Origin of the sequence: Vreelandella nigrificans (assembly GCF_002374315.1) — a bacterium.
GTDB classification, from domain to species: Bacteria; Pseudomonadota; Gammaproteobacteria; order Pseudomonadales; family Halomonadaceae; genus Vreelandella; species Vreelandella nigrificans.
This window is the reverse complement of sequence record NZ_NWUX01000003.1, coordinates 106160-132805: the sequence shown is the minus strand read 5'-3', so window position 1 is coordinate 132805 and position 26646 is coordinate 106160. Positions and strand designations below refer to the sequence as shown.

Below are 26646 nucleotides of genomic sequence, written 5' to 3'. Positions count from 1 at the left end.
GGTAAAATTCCCTTAAGGAGGATTTTGCAATGGCACATAAGAAGGCAGCCGGCTCCACGCGTAACGGTCGCGATTCCGAATCCAAACGCCTTGGTGTGAAACTCTTCGGTGGCCAAGCGGCGACTGCGGGTAACATCATCGTTCGTCAGCGTGGCACACGTTTCCACGCCGGCACTGGCGTTGGCTTGGGCCGTGACCACACGCTGTTCGCACTGAGCGATGGCTTCGTGAAGTTCGAGACCAAAGGTCCGAAGAACCGCAAATTCGTTAGCATCGTTTCTGCCTAAGCAACATCGTTGCGCAGGACGAAGATAACGAAAGAAAAGCCCCGCCATGGCGGGGCTTTTTTGTCTTTTTGATCCCTTTTACTCGCACGTTGCGAGTGGGATATAGCAGTTAGGGCGGCGGAAGCGGCCGGGAGAATCCAATGCAGTTCGTCGATGAAGCCTCGATTATTGTTGAGGCAGGTAAGGGCGGCAATGGCTGTCTTAGCTTTCGCCGCGAAAAATATGTGCCCAAAGGTGGACCCGATGGTGGCGATGGCGGCCATGGTGGTAGCGTTTACCTGATTGGTGATGATTCACTGAATACGCTGATTGATTTTAAGTTTCAGCGTTTTTATAAAGCCGAAAACGGCCAAGGCGGCATGGGTCGCCAAATGAGTGGTAAAGCAGGTGAAGACCTACACGTAAAAGTGCCGGTGGGCACCACGGTGATCGACGAAGATACCCTTGAGGTGATCGCCGATGTCACCGATATCGGTCAGGTGGTATTAGTGGCCGAGGGTGGTCGTCGTGGGCTGGGGAATATTCACTTTAAATCCTCGACCAACCGAGCGCCGCGCCGCACCACGCCGGGTACCGAAGGCGACCGCCGCAACCTGCGCCTGGAAATGAAGGTAATGGCTGATGTGGGCCTGCTGGGCATGCCCAATGCGGGTAAATCAACATTGATCCGCTCGGTATCCGCAGCCAAGCCCAAAGTGGCGAATTACCCGTTCACCACTCTGGTGCCTAACCTGGGTGTTGTGAAACTCGGCATGCACGAGCACTTCGTGATGGCTGATGTACCGGGATTGATTGAGGGTGCTTCTGATGGCGCTGGCCTAGGGCTGCGTTTCTTAAAACACCTGACCCGTACGCGACTGCTGTTTCATGTGGTCGATGTGGCGCCGTTTGATGAGTCTGACCCAGTGGAAGCTGCCCAGGCGATTATTCATGAGCTTGGTCAATTCTCTCCGGCACTATCCGAACGGCCGCGTTGGCTAGTATTGAACAAGTTCGATCTGCTGCCTGAAGAGGATCGTGAAGCTCGTGCCCAGATGATTATCGATGCGCTGAACTGGGATGGCCCTGTATTCCGCATCTCGGCGATCAGCAGTGATGGTACCGATAAGCTGGTTCAGGCGGCTTACCGCTGGTTGACCGAACAGCAGCGCCTGGAAAATGAAGATGAAGAAGCCCATGCCCGTGAGCAGGAAATGCGCCGACGAATGGAAGAAGAGTCGGTTGCACGTACCGAGGCGCGACTGGGCCGCCGCCGTAAGCGTGACGATGAAGATGACGAAGACTTCGACGACGATGATTACGATGTTGAAGTTGAGTACGCCCCTTAGTTTTAAGTATCTAGTTCTTAGCATCTAGTGTTGAGTCTTTAGCACTAAGGCAGGGGTGGTTCGGTAGTAAGCTAATAAGGGCTGCGTTCGCGCGGCCTTTGTTATAAGTGCCTGATAATTGTCTGATATAGGTTATAAGTACCTGGTGCAGGTTATCAGTGCCGGATATAAGCTATAAGAGCCTGACTAAGGTGGGGTCGCATGGAAAGTAATGAGCAAATCCTTGGGCGCGATGCGCTCAGCCGTGCACGACGAGTAGTAGTGAAAATCGGCAGTGCGCTAATTACTAATGATGGGCGTGGCCTGGATGAAGCTGCCATTGGTGGCTGGGTGGATCAGATTGCCACCTTGCATCAGCAGGGGATAGAAGTGGTCCTGGTCTCGTCGGGTGCCGTTGCTGCTGGCATGGTGCGTCTGGGTTGGCAGGTGCGCCCCAGCGCCGTGCATGAACTGCAGGCGGCTGCGGCGGTGGGCCAAAATGGCCTGACCCAGTGCTACGAGCACCATTTTGCTCGTCACGGTATGCTAACGGCTCAGATTTTGCTCACCCATGATGACCTTTCCAACCGTAAGCGCTATCTCAATGCGCTATCGGCGCTGCGCACCTTAGTGGAAATGCGTGTGGTGCCAGTTATCAACGAAAATGACACGGTGGTCACCGATGAGATTCGTTTCGGTGATAACGATACCTTGGGCGCACTGGTCGCCAACCTGTTGGAAGCAGATGCGCTGCTGCTGCTTACCGATCAGGAAGGTCTGTTCAGTGCCGATCCTCGCCATGACCCCACCGCACAGCTGATTGCCGAAGGCCGCGCCGACGACCCGCGTTTGGCCGCTGTAGCTGGCAGCGGCGGTGCCTTGGGGCGTGGTGGAATGACCACCAAGGTGAGGGCTGCACAACTTGCAGCGCGCTCTGGCGCGGTGACGGTAATTGCCAGTGGCCGCCAGCCGGATGTGATTACCCGAGTGATGACGGGGGAAGCGTTGGGAACCTTATTGCGGCCGGATCAAGCACCGATTGCAGCACGCAAGCGTTGGTTGGCTGGTCAACTGCAGGTGCGTGGCACCTTGGTGCTGGATGCCGGGGCTGTGAATGTACTGCGCGGTAGAGGCTCTAGCCTGTTAGCGGTGGGCGTGCGTGAAGTGCAGGGTAGCTTTAAGCGCGGTGATATGGTGCTCTGCGTGGATGAGCAGGGCGCGCGGGTGGCTAAAGGGTTGGTCAATTACGGGGCTGATGAAGCCCGTCAGTTGGCGGGCCAGCCTAGCCACCAGATTGAAGCTATTTTGGGTTACGTAGAAGCCCACGAGCTGATTCATCGCGATAACCTGGTGGTTGTTTAATCGCGAGTGCGGGGTGGTAGCGGCACTTGGCGTGGCCAGTCATTGGGCACAATGATAAGGCGCTCCATGTGTCGCTCACTGGTTGTTGTTGTTGTTGTTGTTGTTGTTGTTGTTGTTGTTGTTGTTGTTGTTGCTGCTTCTGGGTCGTATAGCATCACTTGCTGTGGCCCGTAGCGCTCAATCAGTGGTCTCACTCGCGCTATTTCTTCGCTAGTAGAATGAAATGCTCCTTGTGGCGGCGGAGCTAGCCAATGTGGTTTCTCCAACCACGCCATTTGCAGTGCCGCGCTTTTTTCAGCCGCCAGCGCTGGCCAATCTTTTAAATAACACCACAGCCCGCGCCGGTGATTGGCAGTTGCCCCTATTGGTGGTGGTATCACTGCGTGCCAGGGGTAAAACAGCACGCCAGGTATTGCCAAGCGCTGGGTGAGCTGGCTGATCAGCGCTGGGGTTGGGCCTAAGTCTCTGGGGGCTAACCAGTGAGCGATAATCGACAATGCCGTGGCAGTGCTCGAAATAGGCAGTTGATGGTGACGTAGGTGGCTGCACTTCAGCGCCAGACTATCCAGCCCACCGGGGCCAATCCAACGGCTTTGGTTGCTAGCATCTCCTGGTCCCTCCGGTAGCCCAAGATAAAACTTAATCGCCACCTCCAGATGCACGGGTGCGGGGTTTCCCCGTGTTCGATAGAGCATATCCAGCTCGCCAAGAGTGGTGCGCTTATGGGTGATTTTTACATTACTCGCCAGCAGGCGAGTGTTGGGTGCGTTATCTAGCAGTAGGTGCCACAGCCGCTCGTGGTAGTGCCCCATACGCGTGCCTAACTTGCCATCCAGTGCGCTTATCAGCGGTGCAAGCTGTGCCAGCCACCTTTCCACACCATCTTGTAAGCCAAGCTCTTGCTGAGTTGGCCGACCGCCGCAGGGAATGGGAGGCGGCAGCTCAACCACATCCGGAGTGGTGAGCAGCCAAGCTAGATCCCGTGCCGTTTGCGAAGTGAGGTGGGCTGGAACGTGTTCACGCTGCTCTGAGCGGTGGGTCATTGGATACAGTACGCGGCGAGCAGGACAACGGCAATGAGCAGTGCTAACACGCCAACGCCAGCGTATCTTGCGTAGTTGTGCAGCATAAAAACCCCCTAAACGATGTCGAAACGGTCGGAGAAAATATGGGTGGGAGCGACGCCTTGGGCAATCAACCCCCGTTCGGCACTATCCATCATGGGGTCTGGCCCGCAAATAAAGTAGTCACGCTGCCCATCGTCCGGGGGTAAGCAGCGGGCGAGTAGAGTCTGATCAACGTAGCCCTCTTCACCTTCCCAGCCCTCATGGGGATCTGAGATGACGTGAATCAGTGTTAGCTCAAGATGCTGCGCCAAATCGTCTAGGTTGTCGCGGAATGTGGCCTCCCGCCAAGTTGGATTGGCATAAATTAACCAAATAGGCTGGCGGTTGTGCTGGTCACGAAAGGTATACAGCATACTCATAAAAGGAGTAATGCCAATGCCACCTGCAATCATCACTAGGCCGGACGGATTATTGGTGCGAGGAATAAAGGCACCAAAAGGACCTTCAATAAACGCGAGAGTATTGGCGGTTACGCGAGGTAGTTGCTGGGTAAAGTCACCCAAACGTTTAGCGCTGAAAGTTATTCGCCCGCTGTTGGTAGCGCTTGATGAGAGGGAAAAAGGGTGTTGTTGCAGTGACCAAGGAGTGTCACCCAGAGTAATCCAGAAGAACTGCCCCGGCTGGAAAAAGAACCGATGGGCCCCTGCGGGTTCGAGCGTTAGCGTGGTGGTATCACCACGTTCAAGCTTGGTATCCACCACACGCCAAGGGCGGCGGCGCATACGCCAGGGCCTTACTAGGCGTGTTTCCAACACTAAGCCAGCAGGAAGTAGAATCAGCAGCGCCAAACCAACCGAGGTAACCAAGCCCTCGGTATAGCGTTGGGCCATGATGGCATGGCCTAGCCCCCCAAAAACGATAAACAGCGCTAAGCCGCCATGGAGCAGTCGCCACCACTCATATGATAGCCCAAATCGTTTGCGCCAAAGCGAGCTAATAATCAGCATAATGCTGGCACCCAGCAGAGCCATCAACGTTAAGGCGCGCAGGGTTTCCTGCCTAGGGTCAATAAAGTGAATCAACGAGGGGTGCGCAATAAACAAAGCAGCCGGGTGGGCAATCACTAGAAAAAGCACCCCGATACCGATTTGGCGATGAAATTGCAGAACGTTATCAAAGCCAACGCCATGGGCAAACCAAGTGTGTCGGCCGGATATTAGGGCCTGCAACGCCATGATGCTAAGGGCCAGCGCCCCTAATAAAATCGCCGCTTCACCTAGCCAACTACGGGGGGCTGGCGGTGAGAGCAATAGCCAGCCTATCGGCAGTAGGGCAAGTAAGCAGTAGAGGCTGCCCCATCCTAAGGCGCTGCGTGTCACTGGGCTCACGATGTTCCCCCCTACGATGTTCTCCCCCACAATGTTCTCCCCCACAATGTTCTCCCTGGGCATCCGTGCAAATAGCCTAAGTGTGAGAAAAAGCTGGGATTTCGCAAGTAAAAAGCGCTTGTTGTTAGCAAACTGCTACGCTTAGACAGTGCCAAATTGCTTGCTAGAAGACGTTGACGCTTACCCTGCAAAAGGAGAATGCGATATGGCGAAAGCGAAAAAACATAAAACAAAGCATAAGACGTCCAAAGCGCGCCAGCCTCAAGCCGAACAACAAGCCCCTCAAGCACTTACCCCTGAAACTGGCGCCGCGCTGTTTGAGGATGCCCGCTCGCGATTGGAAGCGGTGTTTGAAGCGCTGGATATCCATCCTGATGCCCAGGCACGGCTGATGCAGCCTAGCTTATCGCTTCAGGTCAGTGTGCCGGTGCGTATGGATGACGGTAGTCTTAAGGCCTTCCCTGCTTGGCGGGTGCAGTACGACACTAGCCTCGGTCCAGCCAAGGGCGGTGTGCGTTTCCATCTGGATGTTAATCAGCATGAAGTCACCACGCTGAGTTTCTGGATGGCAGTGAAATGCGCAGTGGTTAACTTGCCCTACGGAGGTGGAAAAGGCGGTGTTCAGGTTGATGCCAAAGCACTTTCATCACTTGAGCGAGAGCGCTTAGCGCGAGGTTATATTCGTGCTATTGCCGATATTATGGGCCCTGACAGGGATATTCCTGCGCCGGATGTGAATACCGATGCCACAGTAATGGGCTGGATGATTGATGAGTATGAGCATATTGTGCGTGCTCAGGCACCAGCAGCCATCACCGGTAAGCCGCTTTCACTGGGTGGCTCACCAGGTAGGGTAGAGGCAACTGGGCGCGGCGCTTTAAAAGTGCTTGATTTGTGGGTCGATCGCGAAGAGCGCAAACCGGAAGAAACCACTGTTGCCGTACAGGGGTTTGGCAATGCGGCTTACCATTTTGCCCGACTCGCGAGAGAGCGAGGCTACAAAATCGTGGCACTATCGGACTCAAGCGGCGCCATTTACAGCGCTGACGGACTAGACGTGGACGCCGCAAAGCAGGATAAAAACAAGCACGGCTCATTATCGAAGAGTAAACAGGGCAAGCCGCTATCGGGTGATAAGTTGCTGTCGCTTGAGGTAGATGTGTTGGCCTTAGCGGCGCTAGAGAATCAGGTCCACTGCAATAACGTTGACGATGTGCAGGCAGGGGCCATCCTCGAAATTGCTAATGGGCCGCTGACCTGTGATGCCGATACTGCATTAGCCAAACGCGAAATCCCAGTACTACCTGATGTCTTGGTCAATACCGGTGGGGTGATTGTTAGCTATTTTGAGTGGCTGCAAAATCGTGTGGGTGAAAAGTGGTGCGAAGAGGACGTCAATCAGCGCCTTGACCGCCTGTTAGGTGAGCAGGCTCAAAGCGTACTGGCGCGGGCTGAGCAAGAGCAAGTCACTTATCGCCAAGCTGCTTATCGCCAGGGGATAGAGCGCATTGCCGAAGCCATTATGGCACGGGGAAACTGCCAGGATTGTCGCTAACGTCTTCATCATCCCACGTCTATCAATGTCGATCTGCTCGACATCGTCCATGCTTTTAGTCTGTGTGCTGCTCTAGTGGTGGCAGTGTCACGCCTATGTCTGTCACTGATATGTCACGGGGTTGTCATGGAAGTGACCCGTGCCTGTCATGCAGGCTTGGCAGCATAGCGTCATCTTCGAACAGCCCGCTTAGGTGATGCATGCAATCCTCCTGTTTTTCTCACCCGCTTTCTCGCACGTTGATTAGCGCTGCTGTTGCCAGCACGTTTGCGTTGGCGGCGGTTAACGCGTCTGCTGACCTCTCTTCGCGCTATGTAGATAACGATGGCGATATGGTAGCCGATGTACCTACTGATGAATCCCAGTGGGTTGACCCGAATACTTTGGTTTTCGCTTATACGCCCGTTGAAGATCCTGCCGTTTACGCTGACGTGTGGGCTGGTTTTCTGGATCACCTAAGCGAAGCGACTGGTAAGCGGGTGCAGTTCTTCCCTGTACAGTCCAATGCTGCTCAGCAGGAAGCACTGCGCGCAGGCCGCCTGCACGTAGCAGGCTTTAACACCGGTGGTGTGCCGGTTGCGGTTAACTGTGGTGGTTTCCGCCCCTTTGCCATCATGGCCAGTGAAGATGGCAGCTATGGCTATGAGATGGAGATTATCACTTACCCCGGTAGTGGTATTGAGAGCGTTGAAGACCTGCAGGGCCGCCAGCTGGCGTTTACTTCTGAGACCTCTAACTCTGGCTTCCGTGCGCCTTCTGCGTTGCTGCGCTCAGAGTATGGCCTAGAAGCTGGGGACGACTTTGAAACGGCGTTTTCCGGCTCTCACGACAACTCCATTCTAGGGGTGGTCAACAAAGATTATGACGCAGCCGCTATCGCTAACTCTGTAGGTACCCGGATGATCTCGCGCGGCGTGGTCAACGAAGGTGATTACGACATTATCTACACCTCGGAAACCTTTCCCACCACCGCTTATGGCGTTGCCCACAATCTGAAGCCTGAGCTTGCTCAGCAAATTCAGGACGCTTTCTTCAGCTACGACTGGGAAGGTAGTGCTCTTGAGGCCGAGTTTGCCAATTCCGGTGAAGCGCAGTTCATTCCGATTACCTATGCAGAGCATTGGTCGGTGATTCGTACTATTGCCGATGCTAATGGCGTGACTTACGACTGCGATTAACCCCTTGGTAGCTGTGTAACCCCATCGGCCAGAAGGACAACCTTCTGGCCGAACCGTTATGAAGATGAGGTAACCCCATGTTGACACTCACTGGCGTTGGTAAACGTTACCCAACGGGTGATCGTGCGCTCACCGATATTGAATTGTCACTCCCCAAAGGTCAGGTAATGGCGCTGATTGGGCCGTCTGGTGCGGGAAAAAGTACCCTGATCCGCTGTGTAAACCGCTTAGTCGAGCCCACTCAGGGCAGTATTCGTTTAGAAAATACCGAGCTGACCAAGCTATCCGGCAGCCGATTGCGCCACGCCCGTCGCTCCATGGGGATGATTTTCCAAGAGTACGCCTTGGTGGATCGCTTAACCGTGATGGAGAACGTGCTATCGGGCCAGCTTGGCTATGTAGGGTTCTGGCGTAGCTTTCTGCGTCGCTATCCGAAAGAGGCGGTAGCAGAGGCTTTTCGCCTGCTTGAGCGAGTAGGCCTGCCCCACGCCATTGATAAGCGTGCCGACGCACTTTCAGGGGGACAGCGTCAGCGGGTGGGAATTGCCCGTGCGCTGTTACAGAGTCCTAAACTGTTGCTTGTAGACGAGCCAACCGCCAGCCTGGATCCTAAAACCTCACGCCAGATTATGCGGCTGATACGTGAACTTTGCGCTGAGCGTGAGCTGGCGGCGATTATCAATATTCATGATGTGGCGCTCGCTAAGCAGTTTGCCGATCGCATTGTTGGTTTACGAGCTGGGGAGATCGTATTTGATGGCCAGCCTAGCGAACTAACCAGCGAGATTCTCACCACCATTTATGGTGAAGAGGATTGGGACACCACCCCCGAGCCAGCTGAGGAAAAGAGCGAGGATGCTTTCCAACCTACGGCTTACACTGCGCACGCCATGCCTACCATGGTCGCCGGAGGCGCGCTATGAACACCAGTGCTGATACGCTGGCGCGTCAGCAGGCCGCTCGTCAAGGTCACTGGCGGCGGTTACCGCTGATTGACAATCCGCGTGTGCGCTGGGGGTTGGTGCTTGGCGGTGTGGTTTACCTAGTGCTTGCATTAGCCTCAGTAGAGGTAAACTGGGCACGAGTGGCTGAAGGCTCGGGCCGGGCGCTAAATTTTTTAGGCGCCTTTCTACAGCCCGACTTTGTTAGCCGGCAGAACGATATTATGGCGGGGCTAATGGAAAGTCTCACCATGACGCTCACTTCCACCGTGATTGGCGTACTGCTGGCGATTCCAGTGGGATTAGGTGCGGCGCGCAATATCTCACCGCTACCCGTTTACGCGGTGTGCCGGGCGATTATTGCCGTGTCGCGCACCTTCCAAGAGATCATTATCGCCATTCTATTTGTGGTGATGTTCGGCTTTGGCCCCTTTGCGGGCATGCTGACTCTCGCATTCGCCACTATTGGTTTTATGGCCAAGCTGCTGGCGGAGGATATTGAAGACCTCGATTGGAAGCAGGTTGAAGCCGTGCGCGCGACCGGAGCAAGTTGGTGGCAAACCATGAACCATGCCATTCAACCCCAGGTAATGCCGCGCTTAATTGGTCTTTCCATGTATCGGTTAGATATTAACTTTCGCGAGTCGTCGGTGATCGGGATTGTGGGCGCAGGCGGTATCGGCGCCACCTTGAACACCTCATTAAGCCGTTACGAGTACGGCACCTCCGCTGCCATCCTGCTGATTATCATCGCGATCGTGTTGATGAGTGAGTATGCCTCGAGCCACGTTCGCCGCTGGACACAGTAATGCAATGGCTGAGCCCACACATATAACCCATATGCCTCGGTTCTTGCGCTTTACCCCGCACGCTCATTGCATGTCTTGAAAAGGAATCATCTATGCCAGTTTCAACATCGTCTCAAGGTACCCCGCTGTGGCAGCGGCGCACTACCCGCGCCCAGTGGCTACAGTACGTCGCCTGGTTGGCGGGGATAAGTCTGTTTTTGCTCTGCTGGAAGGTGATTTCCGACAATACCATGTGGGTGTTTGTTGAAGATGCCGGCCGCCAGGGCAGCGACTTGATAAGCCGTATGATGCCGCCGCGCTGGGAGTACGCCAGTGTATTATGGAAGCCCATGTGGGATACGCTGAACATCGCTACGCTGGGCACTGCGTTGGGGATTGTGATGGCGTTTCCCGTGGCGTTTTTAGCCGCACGAAATACCACGCCGCATCCATTGGTACGCAGCCTGGCGCTCACTATTATCGTTTCCTCACGCTCTATCAATTCGCTGATTTGGGCCATGCTATTGGTGACGATTCTTGGCCCTGGCGTGCTGGCGGGTATTATCGCCATTGCACTGCGTTCGATCGGCTTCGTGGGCAAACTGCTGTACGAAGCGATTGAAGAGATTCACCCCACGCCTGTTGAAGCGATTAGCGCCACCGGTGCCAGCCGCCTGCAAGTAATGAACTACGGCGTACTGCCCCAGATAATGCCAGCCTTTGCAGGCATTAGTGTCTATCGCTGGGATATCAATATTCGTGAATCCACCGTGCTCGGTTTGGTGGGAGCCGGGGGTATCGGTCTGCAACTTAACGCTTCGATTAATAGCCTTGCCTGGAACCAGGTTAGCGTTATCTTTGTGATGATTTTTGCCACGGTGCTGGTTTCAGAGTGGGTATCTGCCCGTGTGCGCCACGCCATTATCTAGCTAGCCGACAGGGTAAGGAGCAACCATGCGTTTTCCTGATGCACAGGTCACTACGATTGATATTATGCGCCATGGCGAGCCAGTGGGCGGACGCATGCTACGGGGTAGCACCGACCACCCGCTTAGCGAAACCGGCTGGCAGCAGGTGACCAATGCCGTGATGCGGCACACTGTGGCGGGCCGTCCACCGTACGATGCTATTGTCTGCTCGCCGCTGCTGCGCTGCCACGAGTTTGCGCTTTGGTTGGGCGAGGAGTTTGAACTGCCGGTGCAGGTTGAGAATAACCTTGCCGAGCTTCATCTTGGGCGCTGGGAGGGTAAAACCCATGCTCAGGTATTTGCCGAAGAAGGCACCGAGCAGATGAGTGCGTTTTGGTACAACCCCACCCAGGCTGCTCCTCCTGAAGGAGAAACACTCGCTGAACTGGATGCCCGGGTCAGCGACGTTTGGCGGCGACTACTGGCTAATCCGCCCGGTAAGCACGTGCTGGTGGTTGCCCACCTATTTGTATGTAATGCACTACTACGCCAAGTATTGGCGCAGCCATTAAACAATGGCTTGGTGATGGACTTACCCTATGCTGCGATGAGTCGGCTGCGTCATGAGCGCCACGCCCTAGGAGAGACAACCTTCGTTGAGTGGATTGGGCGTTAACGAAACAGCATCAAGAACCAGTAGCGAGTAAGCCGAGCTTGGGCCATCATAAAAGCACTGCTAGCGTGCTGAGCCGGAGCGTTCTATGCCGTTTATTCGCCTATCCCCACTGCTAACGCTATTTACCCTGCTGCTATTAGTGGGGTGTGCCAGTAAAGAAACAAAAATCGCACCGGCGCCCAGCCCTCAGGCAGGCATCTCCATGGAACGTGCGCTGATTCTTTCCCATGCCCAGCAGGCCATTGGCACACCGTACCGCCTTGGCGGGAGCTCGCCAGGGGGGCTTGACTGCTCAGGTTTAGTGGAAATGACTTACCGCGCAGCGGGCATTCGTGTACCGCGCACTGCTGATGAGCAGTTTCGAGCGCTGCCTCAAGTAGAGGCTCCCCGCCCAGGTGACCTGCTGTTCTTTGGCAGTGGCGCAAAAGCTACCCACGTAGGTATCTACCGTGGAAACCGTCAAATGATACACGCCCCTGGCAGTGGCAGGGCGGTGGTCAGCGTGCCACTTGATATTGACTACTGGCAGGCCCGCTTTTTAGGCGCCGCTGCACCTGCACCATGAGCAGTGCCAACGTTTTATCCACAACTAACTTCTCTTGGGCACTGAGCTGCTAGGGGGATCAACGGTTTTTTTATGCCTACTATTGATGTGGTTATCCGTCTCTCTGAGAGCGAATGCTTGGCACACTATGAGGGGCGTTACTCCAATGTGCGTACACGCAGCGTGGATGGTCGCTGGGTAGTGTTCCCCGCTGGGGCGCTACGCCGTGTTGTGACAAGAGACGGCGTACAGGGCGTTTTTCGGCTTGAGTTTTCCGACCAGGGGCGCTTTGTTAGTATTCAGCCGCTCTCAAGGTATTGAGTGCTTTATCGGTACTCACATGGCATTAAAATTGCTTGTATACTGTGGCACAAGTAATGGGCTTACCCGCCCGTCAGCAAGCAGCCTGCCTACCCGGCCATGGCTGTAGCGTTTTTAGGAGATATACCATGTCTGCCTCACCTGTCACGTTAATGGTGGCTCGCCGAGTGGCGAATGGCCGCTATCAAGATTTTAATCGTTGGTTAAATGAAGGCCGTGAACTAGCGGCTGACTTTCCGGGTTACCTGGGGTCTGGCGTATTGGCGCCGCCAACAGATGATGACGAGTACCAGATTATTTTCCGATTTAGCAGTAGCGATACGTTGAGTGCCTGGGAACACTCGGCTTCACGCCATGCATGGCTTAAGCGCGGTAAAGGCCTTTATGACGCCCCCCATGAGCATCGTGCCACAGGGTTGGATGCCTGGTTCCAGGTTAGCCCTGGTGTTACGCCGCCACGCTGGAAGCAAGCAGTGGCTGTTTGGCTGGCGTTCTTCCCTGTTTCGCTTTTGTTTCAATGGTTGTTTGGTGGAGTAATTGCAGATTGGGCGCTATTACCACGAGTAATGGTAAGTACCCTTATGCTAACTCCTGTAATGGTGTTTGTATTTATTCCGCTTTCGACGCGCTTATTGGCCCCGTGGCTGCAGGGGAAATGGTCATTTGTTGACGTATTAATGCGCTGGCGTCAGGAACATAAAGTGTGAAGTGGCGTTTTTTTAAATTAGTTTCAGGTTAGTTAGCCTAAAGGAATAAGGGGGGGCGCACTATTATTGTGCAAACTACTACTTTGGCATAAAAGATAAGGTTTGCTTTCCTCCTCCATGGGGTTCAACGCGGCAATGGTGCTACGCTAAATATGCTTGCAGTAGAAGGGTAACTGGCTCTGGCCATTTGCCTATGTAAGAAGCCGCCCCATGGAGAACCTATGATTCACGTTCATCATCTGGAAAAGTCTCGTTCACATCGTATTCTATGGCTTCTTGAGCTACTGGGCGTTGATTACGAAATTCAGGTTTATCAGCGCGATAGTAAGACGCAGCAGGCACCGGATGCGCTAAAAAAAATTCACCCGCTAGGTAAGTCCCCAGTTATCACCGACGGCGAGCTGACCATTGCCGAGTCAGGGGCAATCATAGATTATCTTGTACACCGCTATGGGGAAGGGCGTCTGCAGCCAGCAGCAAGTGACACCCATGAGTGGGTAGATTACCGTTACTGGTTGCACTACGGCGAAGGCTCATTGATGCCTCTGCTGGTAATGGGGTTAGTGTTTAGCCAAATCCCCAAACAGTCGCCCTGGATCATTAAACCCCTGGCTAAGGGGATCTGTTCTACCGTACGACAACGCTTTATCCAGCCGCAAATAAATCAGCATTTAAGCGTTATCGAAACGCACTTGAGCAAAAAAGAGAGCTTTGCAGGCCATTGGCCGAGCGGAGCCGATATTCAGATGAGTTTTCCGCTCCAGGCAGTGGCAGCCATGCAAGCCCCGGGCACACAAGCTCTGACAAAGTATCCCCATATTGCTGCGTTTGTGGCGCGTATCGAAAATGACCCCGCCTGGCAGCGGGTGGTCGCGCGTGCAGGCCCGCTTACGATGCCTGGTGGGTAGGTATAGTGATGACGCGCGCACTGCTCCCGCTAGCCATCCGGATGGTGACAACTGCAAAGACTGCAGTGCGTCTACCATGCTGCAGTTTTGCTGCAGCCATGCTGGTTGGTACGTGGCTATGGGTACCTCCTTCATTCGCTAATGAAGTGTTACTCGTAGGGGTATATCACAACCCGCCAAAGCTCTTTGTTGGTGACCAAGGAGAATTGAAAGGTATTTTGGGCGAACTGCTTGAAGCCATCGCGCACGAGGAGCAGTGGGAATTAGAAGGCTTCACGTGTGAGTTCTCTGACTGTCTAACGCTGTTAGAGCAGGGCAAAATTGACCTACTGCCTGATGTTGCCTGGAATGAAGAGCGTGCAGAGCGCTTTGCTTTCCACAAGGAACCCGTCATGCATAGCTGGTCTCAGCTTTATCAACGCGAGGGCTTGAACGTTGAAGCTATCTTTGACTTAGCGCAGATGCGTGTTGCAGTTGTTGAGGGGTCCATGCAGCAGAGTTACTTAGCTGCTGTTACTCAACGCTTTGCTATACCGGTAACGTGGGTGCCATCGAGTAATTCCTCGGAAGGCTTCCAATTGGTGAGTAGTGGTGAGGCAGATCTTGTAGCGTCAAATCACCTGTTTGGCAATTGGCGCGCTCATGATTACGGCCTGCGGGAAACGCCAGTTATCTTCCTACCGGTAAGGCTATTCTATGCTGCGTCTCCTCAGCTATCTGAAGACGTGCTTGATCGTATCGATGTGGTACTTCGCCGTTGGAAGCAAGATGCTGACTCCCGGTATTTCGACACCTTGGTTGCTTGGCGGGCACAAGCCCCTTTGTCGCCTTTACTGCCTACTTGGCTGTGGTGGTGGGGTGGACTGTTAACACTACTCTTAGCACTGGCACTAGGCGGTAATGTATTACTTAAGCGCCGTGTTGCGCTGAACCGAGATCAGCTCACTGTCAATGAAACTTTGCTGTCCACTATTTTAGACAGTGTTGATGCGTACATTTATATCAAGTCACCCTCACTAGAGTATCGCTACGTTAACCACCGGGTTAGTGAGTTATTTGGTCTTCCAGCAGACCAGATCATTGGGAAACGTGATGACGTGTTTTTTGATGAGGTAAGCGCAGCTGAACTTTATCGAGTAGACCGTGAGGTACTCGCGTCCGGCAAAAAGATGACGGTTGAAGAGCACAATGTGCTGCAAGGTGACAATCAGGATCAGGTGCGCACTTTTTTATCAATTAAGACACCGCTTGTTATGCGCAAAGGTGAAGCGGCCTGTTTGTGTGGTATTTCAACCGAACTGACTGAGTATCTAGAGATGCAATCGCGAACCCATCATTTGGCCTTTTATGATGCCTTGACGGGATTGCCGAACCGCCGCTTGTTGATGGACTCCCTGGCTATGGTGACCGAGCAAGATAAGGCTGAGCCTACGTTCAGTGCGGTGTTGATTGTCGACCTAGACAATTTTCGTCTCGTCAATGATATCCAGGGCCATGAAAGTGGCGACCAGCTGTTGATAAGCGTCGCTGTTCAGCTACAGCAGTTGCTAAACAAGGTAGCTCAGGACGCTACGGTCGCACGGGTGAGTAGCGATGAGTTTGTGGTGCTGCTAAATGCCTTGGGTGAGCGGCAAAATGAGGCAGCGTTAGTTACTGAGCGTGTCGCACGCCAGTTGCTGGAAGCGATATCCCAGCTACGTAATGACCGTGAACTACCCATTAGTGCAAGCATCGGCATTACCCTATTTAGTGGTGTTAGCCACAGTATGAATAGCGTGCTACAGCAGGCTGATATAGCGCTTCAGCAGGCCAAGGCAGCAGGTGGTAACAAACTACGTTTTTTTAATAGCGATATGCAAACAAGTGTGCTGGAGCGGGCTAGTCTGGAGGGTGATCTACACCAGGCGTTGGCGCGTAACGAGCTGGCGCTTCATTATCAGTTGCAGGTGGACCATCACGGTGCGACGGTGGGCGTAGAAGCACTGCTTCGTTGGTACCACCCCCAACGTGGCTGGGTATCACCCGCAACCTTTATCCCGCTGGCTGAAGAGAATGGTTTAATTGTGCCTATTGGCCACTGGGCGCTGAAATCTGCCTGCGAGCAGCTAGCTAAGTGGGCTGCGCAACCAGCTTATTCGTCTTTGTCTCTTTCGGTAAACGTCAGCTCGGTTCAATTTCAGCAGCCCGACTTTGTACGTGAGGTAGAGGGGCTGTTAGCCGAAACTCAAGCACCGGCAAGTAGGTTGGTGCTGGAGGTAACGGAAAGCTTACTAATGCGTGAGCCGACAAGGGTGCGCAATACTATGCTCAGGCTACGCGCCCGAGGTATCCGTTTTGCTCTGGATGATTTCGGTACGGGCTACTCCTCGCTGAGTTACTTAAAACGCCTGCCTCTCGATGAGCTAAAAATCGACCAGTCCTTTATTCGTGAGCTACTGACGGATAAAACAGATGCCGCCATTGTAGATACTACGATCTTACTCGCCGTAAGCCTGGGTTTAACGGTAGTGGCAGAGGGGGTGGAGAAGAAAGAGCAGTTGGATTGGCTGAGAGGTCACGGGTGTTACCGTTATCAAGGGTATCTGTTTGGCAGGCCAACACCAATTGAGTACTTGTTTGAAACGTATTAACGCTGTTGGGCGTGTTTTAGTTCGTTATTAGCGCTAAGTAAGCGCAAGCAGTAAACACTACACTGCTTGCGCTTATTTTAGTCAATAAGATGGGCGGCAGTTGGGTTAATGAAACTGAGTGAAGCTAGCTGCGTTTAACCACATGTGTACGGCAATACTGGCGATATAGCCTAGCATGATCACCGGCGCCCAACGTAAATGCCCCATAAAGGTATAAGCACCACGGGCTTGTCCCATAACGGCGACGCCTGCTGCGGAACCAATAGAGAGTAAGCTGCCACCTACACCAGCAGTTAAGGTGATCAACAGCCAGTGTCCGTGAGACATCTCGGGTTGCATGGTCAGTACGGCAAACATCACGGGAATGTTGTCCACCACCGCCGAGACTACCCCAAGCACAATATTGGCCCAGGTTGCGTTCCAACCCGTATAAAGCGCATCGGAAAGCAGCCCAAGGTAGCCCATAAATCCAAGGCCACCCACGCACATAACAACCCCGTAGAAGAATAGCAGTGTATCCCACTCGGCCCGGGCAACACGGTTGAAGACATCAAACGGTACCACGCTGCCTAGCTGCTCAAGCTTTTTATTGTCGCCACGGCGGCTATAGCGTTCGCGCTTGCGCTCAAGCGAGCGAGGTAGCGTGCGGCGTAGGTAGTAGCCAAAGAACTGCAGGTAGCCAAGTCCTGTCATCATGCCAAGTACCGGCGGTAGATGAAGCAGCGTATGGCACAGTACTGCGGTGGTAATGGTCAGTAGGAACAGTGCGATAATCCGCCGTGCACCGCGTTTCAGCCATACATCTTCGTAAACGCTGGCAGGTTTCTCATCTTTGATAAACGCACTCATGATGATGGCGGGTATCAAGAAATTGACCAGAGAGGGCAGGAAGAGGACAAAGAACTCCTGAAAGGCAACCATCCCCGCTTGCCATACCATCAGCGTTGTAATGTCGCCAAATGGGCTAAATGCACCCCCTGCGTTGGCAGCAACCACAACGTTAATACACGCTAAGTTAATAAAGCGCTTATCACCCTCTGCAACTTTAGTAATAACAGCGCACATTAATAAGGCTGTGGTTAAGTTATCGGCAATGGGTGACAACACAAAGGCAAGGCCACCCGTTAGCCAAAATAAGGTGCGATAGTTAAACCCTTTGCGCAGCATCCAGGAGCGTAAAGCATCGAATACTCTGCGCTCTTCCATGGCATTGATATAAGTCATCGCTACCAATAGGAACAGCATTAGCTCGGTGAACTCCAGCAGCGTCACGCGGAACGCATGTTCCGACGTTTCCGACATACCGTTTTGGACGTACACCCAGCCAATGAGTCCCCAAATGATACCGGCTGCTACCAGCACCGGCTTGGATTTGCGCATGTGGATTTTTTCTTCCGCCATGACTAACGCATAGGCTAAAACGAAAATTGCTACCGCAAAAAAGCCGACAACAGAGGTCGTGAGATCAATGTCACCGGTCACGGCAAAAGCTGTAGGACTTACACATAGCAGCACAGCCGCTAACAGAAAAAGCCAGCCACGAGAAACTCGTGGCTGGCCAGGGTCGTGGTGTAACGTCAGCATGGCGCATTTTTTCCTAATAATAGTTAGAATTAGAGGTTGTAATCGACACTAGTGTAACAACCAATATTGCATCGCAATACGGAATAAAAACGAATGAAAACTGCTGATAAGCAAGCTATTCCGTCTTTTTTTAGAAACAACCTACTAGCTAGAGCAATCAAGTGGGGGTGAGCTTGAACGAGCTAATACTTTGGGAGTGGGGAGTGAGCGAGTAGGAGCTAGTAACAGATTCTGCTGCTAGCTCCCACCGTTGTCTCTCATCACCGTAGGCGATGTTAGTTTGCTCGAGTTTCGAGTGCCTCCTCAAGCCAGCCCAGTTTCATTTGTGGCACCGAGGCTAGCAACTGCTGGGTATAGTCGTCGAAGGGAGGGGAGAGTACCGTTTCACGGGAACCGTAACGTACCACTTCACCTTTATACATAACTGCAATCGAGTCAGCGATGGCTTTTACGGTTGCTAAATCATGGGTAATAAACAAGTAAGCGACATTCTCTTTGGCCTGTAGGCGCAGCAGGAGTTTAAGAATGCCATCGGCAACCAGAGGGTCTAGCGCGCTAGTGACTTCATCGCAGATAATCAGCTTAGGCTTAGCCGCAAGTGCTCGGGCTATGCATACCCGTTGCTTTTGGCCGCCGGAGAGCTCTGCGGGGTAGCGATCAATGAACCCTTCTCCTAGTTCGATCTCTTCTAGCAACTCAATCACCCGCTTGCGCCGGGCTTTGCCTTTTAAGCCAAAGTAGAAGGTGAGTGGTCGGCCAATGATGGTTTCCACTGTATGGCGTGGGTTCATCGCCACATCAGCCATTTGATAAATCATCTGTAGTTCGCGTAGCGTGTCTTTGTTCCGAGCGCCCAGCGTTTTTGGCAGCGGCTGTCCGTCAAATAAAAACTGCCCTTGGTTGGGGGGGAGTAGCCCCGTAATGGCTCGTGCCAAGGTAGATTTCCCCGACCCTGACTCACCAACAATGGCTAGTGTTTGGCCTGCGCAAAGGCTCATGCTGATCCCTTCGAGGACATTCCCTTTGCTGTTGCTATAAGCGGCGCTAACGTTATCCACGGTGAGAAGGGGATTACCCGTTGGCGGTTTAGGGGCATGCTCAATTGAACGAACAGAGACCAGTGCTTGGGTGTAGGGCTGCTGAGGGGACTCAATAATTTGGGCAGCGCTGCCCATTTCGACCTTTTCACCATGGCGCAGTACCAAAATATCATCGGCCACTTGAGCTACCACCGCAAGATCGTGAGTGATGTAGAGCGCTCCCACGCCAGTGGTTTTAATCGCATGCTTAATGGCTGCCAATACGTCTATCTGGGTAGTTACATCCAGTGCCGTAGTTGGCTCGTCGAAAATGATTAAATCAGGTTCTGGGCATAGTGCCATCGCCGTCATGGCTCGCTGCAGCTGTCCGCCGGATACTTGGTGCGGATAGCGGCTGCCAAAGTGCTCGGGGTCCGGCAGGCCCAACTGTTTAAACAGCTCAACTGCTCTCGCTTCGGCGGCTTTACGGGTGGCTAAGCCATGTAGCAAGGTGGTTTCAATCACTTGCTCCATCAGCGTCTGAGCGGGGTTGAAGGCCGCCGCCGCTGACTGTGCCACGTAGCACACGGCTTTGCCGCGCAGTTGGCGTAGCTCTTTAGGCGAGCCTTGCAAAATGTCGCGGCCGTTAACCCATACTTCACCGCTTAAGCGAATACCGCCACGACCGTAGCCTGCTGGTGACAGGCCAATGGTGGATTTCCCAGCACCAGACTCTCCAATTAGCCCCAGCACCTTGCCGCGTTCCAGTGTGAGGCTGACTCCATTGACGATAGTGATGTCTTGAGGCGCTTCGCCTGGAGGATAGGTGGTGGCTTCGATGGTTAAGTTGCGGATGTCTAATAGCGTATCAGCCACTGCGGCCCCCTTTGAGATCTGTCGTGTGGCGTAAAATCCAGTCAGCCACTAGGTTTACGGAGATAGCGAGCAGCGCGATGGCCGCAGCGGGAATTAACGCAGCGGGGACGCCAAATACAATGCCCTGGCGGTTCTCACGCACCATACTGCCCCAGTCGGCATCCGGTGGCTGAACGCCTAGCCCCAGGAACGACAGCGATGATAGAAACAGCACCGCAAAAATAAACCTCAAGCCTAGTTCGGCGACTAAAGGCGTTAGGGCATTCGGTAAAATCTCACGAAAGATAATCCAGCGTTTGCCTTCGCCTCGCAGGCGAGCGGCTTCAACGAAGTCCATCACATTGATGTTGACTGCCACCGCCCGCGAGATACGGAATACCCGCGTAGAGTCGAGCACGCCCATAATTAAAATCAGCATGAGCACGGTGCTGGGCATCACTGAAAGAATCACTAACGCGAAGATCAGCGTGGGGATCGACATCACAATATCGACACCACGTGAGATCAGCTGGTCTACCCAGCCACCGTAAACTGCGGCCAAAATACCCAGAACGGACCCCAAGGAAAACGCTAGGGCAGTGGCAAGAGCGGCGATGGTCATGGTGGTGCGCGCGCCGTAAATTAGCCGCGATAGCAGGTCTCGGCCAAGGTTGTCGGTGCCGAGCCAAAACTCTGCCGATGGCCCCATCCACATATCGCCCACGCTTTCAGACATGCTGTAAGGTGCAAGCCACGGCGCGAAGACCGCCATGATTAAGAAGCTGAAGGTAAGCAGTAGTCCGACTAGAGCGGTCACCGGCAGTCGCTTCAGCAGCGAAAAAGGTTTCGACATGGTGTTGCATTCCTGTCTGGTAACAGTGGCCTTAGTAAAGGCACATTATTTAGGGTGGCGCAGGCGTGGGTTGGTAACGATGGCGATGATATCCGCCAGCATATTCAGCCCGATATATACCGCTGCGAAGATCAACCCAACTGCCTGTACCACAGGCACATCACGTTTCGAGACATGATCAATTAAGTATTGGCCCATGCCTGGGTAGACGAATATCACCTCGACCACCACCACGCCGACAATCAGAAACGCCAAATTCAGCATGACCACATTCACCACCGGGGCGATGGCGTTAGGAAAGGCATGGCGGGCAATAATACGAAAGGTGCCTAGCCCTTTAAGCTCAGCGGTTTCGATATAGGGTGACTGCATGACATTTAAAATGGCCGCGCGGGTCATGCGCAGCATGTGCGCCAAAATTACTAGCGTTAACGTCGCGGCGGGTAAGGCAATAGCATGTAAGCGTTCGCCTAGACTCATGCCGCTATGCACGGTGGACACACTAGGGAACCAGTTGAACTTCACCGCAAACAGGTAGATCAGCAGGTAGCCAATAAAGAATTCCGGCAGCGAAATGGCGGTGAGGGTAGTGCCAGAAATGGCCCGGTCGGGCCAGCGGTTTTGATAGCGCACCGCGACAAGCCCCAGCAAAATCGCTAGCGGCACCGCTACAATCGCTGTCCAGAAGGCAAGAAACAGCGTATTACCAACGCGGCCCCATAGTGAGCTGCCGATATCCTGTCGGTTCGACAGCGCCGTGCCCAGGTCGCCCTGCAAAATACCGCCTAGCCAATCGAAATAACGCAGCCAAGCAGGTTGGTCCAAGCCCAGCTCGCGCCGCAGGTTTGCTACGGCTTCCGGGGTGGCGCTTTGGCCGAGGATAGACTGAGCAACATCACCCGGCAACAACTGGGTGCCGACAAATATTAGTACCGAGACGGCAAGTAATAGTAAGAGGCCCAGCGCAATGCGCTGGGCAATCAGTTTCAGTACAAAGGTGTTCATAGCAGAGATCCGAGTTATGAGGCCAACCAGCACTTAGAGAGCGCAAAGCCTGCCATCATCTCTCCCATTGGGTTAGCTGACCAGCCCCCAACGTTACTTAATGTGGCTTCGATGTAGTCGTTAAACATCGGTAGGATCAGGCCGCCTTCATCACGCACGAGCATCGCCATATCGCGATATAGCTCGGCACGACGGGCCTGGTCTAATTCGCCGCGGGCTTCGCGCGCTAAGGTATCGAAATCATCGCGGAAGAAACGGGTGTCATTCCAGTCTGCGCTGGAGATATAAGCCGTGGAGTACATCTGGTCTTGGGTGGGGCGGCCGCTCCAGTATGAGGCGCAGAATGGTTGTTTATTCCACACCTCGGACCAGTAGCCATCCCCGGGTTCGCGACGGACTTCCATATTGATGCCTGCCTGGGCGCAGCTTTGTTGGAACAGCTGAGCGGCATCCACCGCGCCTGGGAAGGCCACATCCGACGTGCGTAGTACGATAGGGCTGTTATGGCCTGACTTTTTGTAGTGATAGTTAGCGCGTTCGGGATCAAATTCACGCTGGGGAATGTCGTCAGGGAACAGTGGGTAGGCCTTGTTGATCGGGAAGTCGTTGCCCACACTGCCATAGCCACGCAGGATACGTTCGACCATATCTTCCCGGTTGATTGCATACTTCAGCGCGAGCCGCAGGTCGTTATTGTCAAACGGCGCGGTATCACAGTGCATCGGGAAGACATACTGCGCCCGGCCCGAGGTGTTATTGATCACGATATTGGGCAGTCGCTGTACCATATCGACAACCCGAGGCTCTACTCGGTTGATGAGATGCACTTGGCCGCTCTGCAACGCTGAAATGCGCGCAGTAGGATCGTTGATTACGATAATTTCAATTTGATCGGCAAAGCCGTACTCGTCGGGATTCCAGTAGCCTTCAAAGCGCTCAGCAATTTGGCGCACACCAGGCTGGAACTCGACAACTTTATATGGGCCGGTACCAATGCCTGCTGCTGGATTATCCTTGCCGCCATTGGGCTGAATCATCAAGTGATAGTCAGACAGCAGGAAGGGTAAGTCGGCGTTTGGCTCTAGAGTCACGATAGTGACTTCATAGGTGTCGGTGGCTTGTATCGATTCAATGCCGCGCATAATGCCTAGCGCACCAGACTGCGAGTCTTCATCGGAGTGGCGTTCAAGCGTGGCAACCACGTCAGCAGCCGTCATCTCCTGGCCGTTATGGAACTGAACACCACGGCGGAGCTTAAATATCCAGGTTTTGGCATCGGCGGTGGAGTCAACGCTTTCCGCAAGGCGGGGTACAAGCTCGCCCTCTGGTGAAACGTTGGTTAGGGCTTCCCCCCAGGATTGGCCAAATGAGTGTTGTACTTGGCTTGTCCAGCTAGCCGGATCCAGGCTGTCGGTTGACTCACCACCCTGCATGCCTGCTTTAAGGATACCGCCTCGCTGCGGAGTTGCGGTGCTAGCGAACGCTTGGCTGGTTAGCAGTGAACCTGCGAAAGGCGCGGCAATGCCGAGTGCCGCTGCGCGGCGTAAAAAATCGCGGCGCGACAGCTGGCCGAGGGTCGCTTGCTGGGTAAGGGTTTTAAGTGAAGGGTGCATAATTAGAGTTCCCTTGATTGGTTAGTGGTGGGATGGCGCGATGGTTAGCTCGTTGTAATCGCGAACCACAAGATCGGCATGGGTCAGATAAGAGCCATCAAGATGGGGGGCGGCACAGATGCCAATACTGGCCAGCAGGCCTGCATCTTTACCCATCGCCATATCGCCATTGGAGTCGCCAATGATGAGGGTGCGTTGGGGAAGAACGTTTAGCTGTTGGCAGGCCGCTAGTGCCATATCGGGGTAGGGCTTTCCACGTGCGACTTGGTCATGGCCAAGTACTACGGGAAAATGATCGGTAAGCGACAGTATAGATAGGTGAAGATCAGCGTTTTGCTTGTCGTCTGAAGTCACCACACCCATACGCACCCCGGCATGGCTGGCGCGTGTCACAAAATCAATAAGTCCTTCTACGGGAGTGACGCAGCTCAGCCAGTCAAGCTGCTGTGCCAGCGTGGTCATTGCATCCTGGGTGATTTGTGTTGCATCGTTCCATGCCACACGGGCCTCGAATAAGCTAAGCGCTAGAATTGTCGCGATATCGTCAAGCGAGCCAATCGTAAGCGGTCCCGTTGGGTCCCAAAGTCTCTGCTCTGGATAAATACCGACTTTGGGATAGAGGGCATGGTGTGAGAACTGTTGGTGGGAAGGCAATTGGTGGTTGACGGTAGAAACCAACTGGTCGAACCAGCCAATCCATAGGTCACCAAAGTTGAGGAGCGTGCCATCTTTATCAAACAGAATGGCATCAATATCGTAGGTAACACCTTGGGCGGTAAGTTGGGGCATGGGCAGCTATGGCTTCGATGAGCCGTCTCGTTGAGAGTGGTAGCGCTGAGCCTGTAATGTGCTTTCGATAACCTCGTTAAGCGGCAATCTGTTCTACGTTTGGCACTGATGTTAAGGGTAGCGGCTACCGGAGTTTTTATTGAACGTTCAATTGAAAACAAGCAGTAGCCTGATTAAAGCCAACGTTGATGTCAAGTTGATGACAGCTGTGGAAAATTTCAGCTATTGCGTTAAAGCATTGAAAATTGTGCTTATCCACGCAATGGAAATGTTGGATAGGCGGTCAACAGGTCAGCTAGCTCGTTGCATACAAAGCGTGCCTCGATCCACTGTTCGAGATGGGTATGAGTGTACTGGAGAAAGCGCTGGGCTGATTGGGGCAAGCGTCGGTCGTTGCGCACAATAACCTGCCAATGGCTTTCAATCGGTAGCCCTGCAACAGGTAGAATCGTGAGTTCGGGATGCTCGTTTGGCAGCACATGCTCCGATAAAACGGCGACCCCCATTCTCGCCGCCACACCAACGCGAATAGCTTCATTGCTCGCCATTTGTAGGGTTTTCTGCATTGTTAAACCGTGCTCCTGAAGCCAGCTCTCCAACAGCATGCGTGTAGCTGAGCCTGGCTCGCGCAGCAGTAAGCGCTCCTTGAGCAGCTGTTCCATGGTAATGGCTGAATGCTGCGCAAGAGGGTGGTCGGCCGCCGCAATCGCTACCAGCGGGTTGCGCATAAAGCGTGCTGCTACCGCGTGAGCAAGAGCGGGAGGGTGGCTGAAGACGTATAGGTCATCTTCTTGGCGCTCAAATCTCGCCAATACCTGGCGACGGTTACCAATATGTACGGTCACATCCACATCAGGAAATGCTTGGCTAAATGGTCCCAGTAGGCGTGGTAAAACATATTGAGCGGTATTCACCAGAGCAATGCTAAACCGCCCTCTGCTACCTTGCTGCAAATCGCTGAGCTGGTCTGCAAAGTCATCAAAGCGGCCTAGCACATCCCGGCTAGCGTGATAAAGCGCTTGCCCTGTGGCTGTCATGGTTAGGCCCTGTGTATGGTGTTCTAACAAAGGGCTGCCCACTGCTTCGCTTAGACGTTTGAGCTGTTGGGATACCGTAGGCTGGGTGAGATGAAGCTGCCTTGCCGCTTCACTAATCGACCCGCAGCGCACCACGGTTACATACACCTGCAGTAATCGAAACGTCAGGTGACGAATATTCATTGGCCTTGGCTCTCTTAAAGGGCAGTCTCGGAATATCAGTAGTATAGATGATTATCTATATATATCTTGAAAGTTATTATTAGTTGTCTTGCGCTACTCCCAGCAAAATGCAGCATCTTTTTTAACCCTGTGGAGCGCCAGCGATGCCAGATATTGTGGTGATGTTTTTCTTATTGGGGCTAATAGCAGGGGCAGTGAAATCGGACCTGCAGGTCCCTAAGGCCACCTACGACACATTAAGTCTGCTGTTAATGTTAACTATTGGCCTAAAGGGCGGTATGGCGCTGTATGGAAATCTGCATTGGGGGTTGGTGCCGGAGCTGTTAGGGGTAGCACTGTTATCGGCGTTGATACCGCTGATGTTGATGCCAGTACTGCGCCGCTGGGTGCGCCTTTCCGCAGCGGATAGTGCTAGCATTGCTGCTCACTATGGCTCGGTGAGTGCAGGTACCTTTGCGGTTGCGCTCGCTTATGCGGAAGCGCGGCAACTGGCTGTAGGCAGTGAGGTAACGCTCTATTTAGTAGCGATGGAGTTGCCTGCTATCATGATCGCTATTGCGCTATTCAGACGTTACCAGGGCGCTGCCGTTAAAGAGAGTACGCGTAAACTCTGGCATGAAACGCTAACTAATCGCGGTGTGATCTTACTGATTGGCGGGGTGGTAATTGGAGCGCTCTACGGGCCATTTCAAGGAGAAGAAGTCACCGCGCTGTTCACCGGTGCATTTAAAGGTGTGTTGGCGTTATTCCTGTTGGAAATGGGCCTAACCGCCGCGCAGACGCTTCGTCCAATGCCATGGCATCATTGGCGTTTGGTGACTTTTGCCCTTGTTACGCCAGTGCTATTGTCGCTGCTAGGCATTGCTGTAGGCGTAGTGCTAGGGCTGCCGTCTGGTTCGGTGGTCATTCTTGCTGCCTTGGCCGCCAGTGCTTCCTATATTGCAGCACCTGCTGCGATGCGTGCCGCAATTCCTCAGGCGAATATTGGCCTTGCTATGCTGGCATCACTGGGTATTACCTTTCCAATCAACGTCATGCTGGGTATTCCTCTTTACCACCTGCTCATTGAGACGTTGCTTAGTTAGTTATTTTTGAGCCGGGTGCTGGGGAGTGTTGTAGTCACCCCAATTGACAGCGCCCG

General features: G+C 53.6%; 24 protein-coding genes. 15 read left to right on the top strand and 9 right to left on the bottom strand.

The features are described from left to right. The first annotated feature begins 29 nt into the window (after positions 1 to 29). From rpmA to proB, 3 genes are all read left to right on the top strand, one after another. Positions 30 to 287 (top strand): 50S ribosomal protein L27, encoded by a 258-nt coding sequence (gene rpmA, locus CPA45_RS06005; RefSeq protein WP_008957069.1) that lies wholly within the window; start codon positions 30 to 32, stop codon positions 285 to 287. 140 nt (positions 288 to 427) lie between these two features. Then, entirely contained in the window at positions 428 to 1615 is a 1188-nt protein-coding gene (gene cgtA / locus CPA45_RS06000; RefSeq protein WP_078089949.1) for an Obg family GTPase CgtA, read from the top strand. A 201-nt stretch (positions 1616 to 1816) separates the two neighbouring features. Next, positions 1817 to 2956 (top strand): glutamate 5-kinase, encoded by a 1140-nt coding sequence (gene proB / locus CPA45_RS05995; RefSeq protein WP_096650695.1) that lies wholly within the window; start codon positions 1817 to 1819, stop codon positions 2954 to 2956. Here the strand turns inward: proB and CPA45_RS05990 are convergent. Together CPA45_RS05990 and CPA45_RS05985 are read right to left on the bottom strand one after the other, a co-directional pair. Continuing rightward, positions 2953 to 3999 carry a DUF1853 family protein gene (locus tag CPA45_RS05990; protein ID WP_096650694.1) on the bottom strand — a complete coding sequence of 349 codons (1047 nt, stop codon included), beginning with the start codon at positions 3997 to 3999 and terminating at the stop codon, positions 2953 to 2955. The genes proB and CPA45_RS05990 overlap by 4 nt on opposite strands. A 95-nt stretch (positions 4000 to 4094) precedes the next feature. Further along, positions 4095 to 5456 (bottom strand): ferredoxin reductase family protein, encoded by a 1362-nt coding sequence (locus tag CPA45_RS05985; protein ID WP_244287536.1) that lies wholly within the window; start codon positions 5454 to 5456, stop codon positions 4095 to 4097. Between the two features lie 160 nt (positions 5457 to 5616). Between CPA45_RS05985 and CPA45_RS05980 the strand changes: the two genes are divergently transcribed. The 11 genes from CPA45_RS05980 (at position 5617) to CPA45_RS05930 (ending at position 16567) form a co-directional block, all read left to right on the top strand. Next, complete coding sequence (locus tag CPA45_RS05980; RefSeq protein ID WP_244287535.1) at positions 5617 to 6966, top strand: Glu/Leu/Phe/Val family dehydrogenase; 1350 nt, start codon at positions 5617 to 5619, stop codon at positions 6964 to 6966. A gap of 200 nt (positions 6967 to 7166) precedes the next feature. Further along, the gene (gene phnD, locus CPA45_RS05975) at positions 7167 to 8144 is read left to right on the top strand and encodes a phosphate/phosphite/phosphonate ABC transporter substrate-binding protein (RefSeq protein WP_096650693.1); all 978 of its coding nucleotides are present in this window, start codon (positions 7167 to 7169) and stop codon (positions 8142 to 8144) included. A gap of 77 nt (positions 8145 to 8221) precedes the next feature. Then, a complete protein-coding gene (gene phnC / locus CPA45_RS05970; protein ID WP_096650692.1) occupies positions 8222 to 9067 on the top strand; it encodes a phosphonate ABC transporter ATP-binding protein in 846 nt (281 codons plus the stop codon). Continuing rightward, positions 9064 to 9894, top strand: coding sequence for a phosphonate ABC transporter, permease protein PhnE (phnE, locus tag CPA45_RS05965; protein WP_096650691.1), 831 nt, complete (start codon positions 9064 to 9066; stop codon positions 9892 to 9894). Before phnC ends, phnE (CPA45_RS05965) begins: the two co-directional genes overlap by 4 nt. A gap of 92 nt (positions 9895 to 9986) precedes the next feature. Continuing rightward, on the top strand, positions 9987 to 10802 hold the full coding sequence (phnE, locus tag CPA45_RS05960; RefSeq protein ID WP_096650690.1) for a phosphonate ABC transporter, permease protein PhnE: 816 nt from the start codon (positions 9987 to 9989) through the stop codon (positions 10800 to 10802). 25 nt (positions 10803 to 10827) lie between these two features. Next, the gene (locus CPA45_RS05955; RefSeq protein WP_096650689.1) at positions 10828 to 11457 is read left to right on the top strand and encodes a histidine phosphatase family protein; all 630 of its coding nucleotides are present in this window, start codon (positions 10828 to 10830) and stop codon (positions 11455 to 11457) included. 85 nt (positions 11458 to 11542) lie between these two features. Further along, positions 11543 to 12022, top strand: coding sequence for a C40 family peptidase (locus CPA45_RS05950; protein WP_096650688.1), 480 nt, complete (start codon positions 11543 to 11545; stop codon positions 12020 to 12022). A 72-nt stretch (positions 12023 to 12094) separates the two neighbouring features. Next, a complete protein-coding gene (locus tag CPA45_RS05945; RefSeq protein ID WP_096650687.1) occupies positions 12095 to 12322 on the top strand; it encodes a DUF2835 family protein in 228 nt (75 codons plus the stop codon). Between the two features lie 128 nt (positions 12323 to 12450). Then, positions 12451 to 13029 (top strand): antibiotic biosynthesis monooxygenase, encoded by a 579-nt coding sequence (locus CPA45_RS05940; protein ID WP_078089959.1) that lies wholly within the window; start codon positions 12451 to 12453, stop codon positions 13027 to 13029. A 221-nt stretch (positions 13030 to 13250) separates the two neighbouring features. Then, positions 13251 to 13937, top strand: coding sequence for a glutathione S-transferase family protein (locus CPA45_RS05935; RefSeq protein ID WP_096650686.1), 687 nt, complete (start codon positions 13251 to 13253; stop codon positions 13935 to 13937). Positions 13938 to 13945: 8 nt separating this feature from the next. After that, positions 13946 to 16567, top strand: coding sequence for an EAL domain-containing protein (locus CPA45_RS05930; RefSeq protein WP_422822010.1), 2622 nt, complete (start codon positions 13946 to 13948; stop codon positions 16565 to 16567). A gap of 105 nt (positions 16568 to 16672) precedes the next feature. Here CPA45_RS05930 and nhaD read toward each other — a convergent pair whose 3' ends face one another. The 7 genes from nhaD to CPA45_RS05895 all read right to left on the bottom strand — a co-directional run bounded on the left by nhaD (position 16673) and on the right by CPA45_RS05895 (position 25505). Further along, positions 16673 to 18151: a sodium:proton antiporter NhaD gene (gene nhaD, locus CPA45_RS05925; protein WP_096650685.1), complete on the bottom strand. Its 1479-nt coding sequence runs from the start codon at positions 18149 to 18151 to the stop codon at positions 16673 to 16675. 275 nt (positions 18152 to 18426) lie between these two features. Continuing rightward, on the bottom strand, positions 18427 to 20046 hold the full coding sequence (locus CPA45_RS05920; RefSeq protein WP_096650684.1) for an ABC transporter ATP-binding protein: 1620 nt from the start codon (positions 20044 to 20046) through the stop codon (positions 18427 to 18429). Continuing rightward, entirely contained in the window at positions 20039 to 20878 is an 840-nt protein-coding gene (locus CPA45_RS05915; protein ID WP_078089963.1) for an ABC transporter permease, read from the bottom strand. Before CPA45_RS05915 ends, CPA45_RS05920 begins: the two co-directional genes overlap by 8 nt. Before the next feature lie 45 nt (positions 20879 to 20923). Further along, a complete protein-coding gene (locus CPA45_RS05910) occupies positions 20924 to 21883 on the bottom strand; it encodes an ABC transporter permease (protein ID WP_096650683.1) in 960 nt (319 codons plus the stop codon). A gap of 14 nt (positions 21884 to 21897) precedes the next feature. Beyond that, the gene (locus CPA45_RS05905; protein ID WP_096650682.1) at positions 21898 to 23496 is read right to left on the bottom strand and encodes an ABC transporter substrate-binding protein; all 1599 of its coding nucleotides are present in this window, start codon (positions 23494 to 23496) and stop codon (positions 21898 to 21900) included. Between the two features lie 21 nt (positions 23497 to 23517). Next, positions 23518 to 24285, bottom strand: coding sequence for an HAD family hydrolase (locus tag CPA45_RS05900; protein ID WP_096650681.1), 768 nt, complete (start codon positions 24283 to 24285; stop codon positions 23518 to 23520). Positions 24286 to 24536: 251 nt separating this feature from the next. Then, positions 24537 to 25505 (bottom strand): LysR family transcriptional regulator, encoded by a 969-nt coding sequence (locus tag CPA45_RS05895; protein ID WP_096650680.1) that lies wholly within the window; start codon positions 25503 to 25505, stop codon positions 24537 to 24539. Positions 25506 to 25648: 143 nt separating this feature from the next. On the opposite strand from CPA45_RS05895, the gene CPA45_RS05890 reads away from it, so the two are divergent. After that, positions 25649 to 26590, top strand: a complete 942-nt coding sequence (locus CPA45_RS05890; protein ID WP_096650679.1) for a sodium-dependent bicarbonate transport family permease — start codon at positions 25649 to 25651, stop codon at positions 26588 to 26590. Positions 26591 to 26646: the final 56 nt, after the last annotated feature.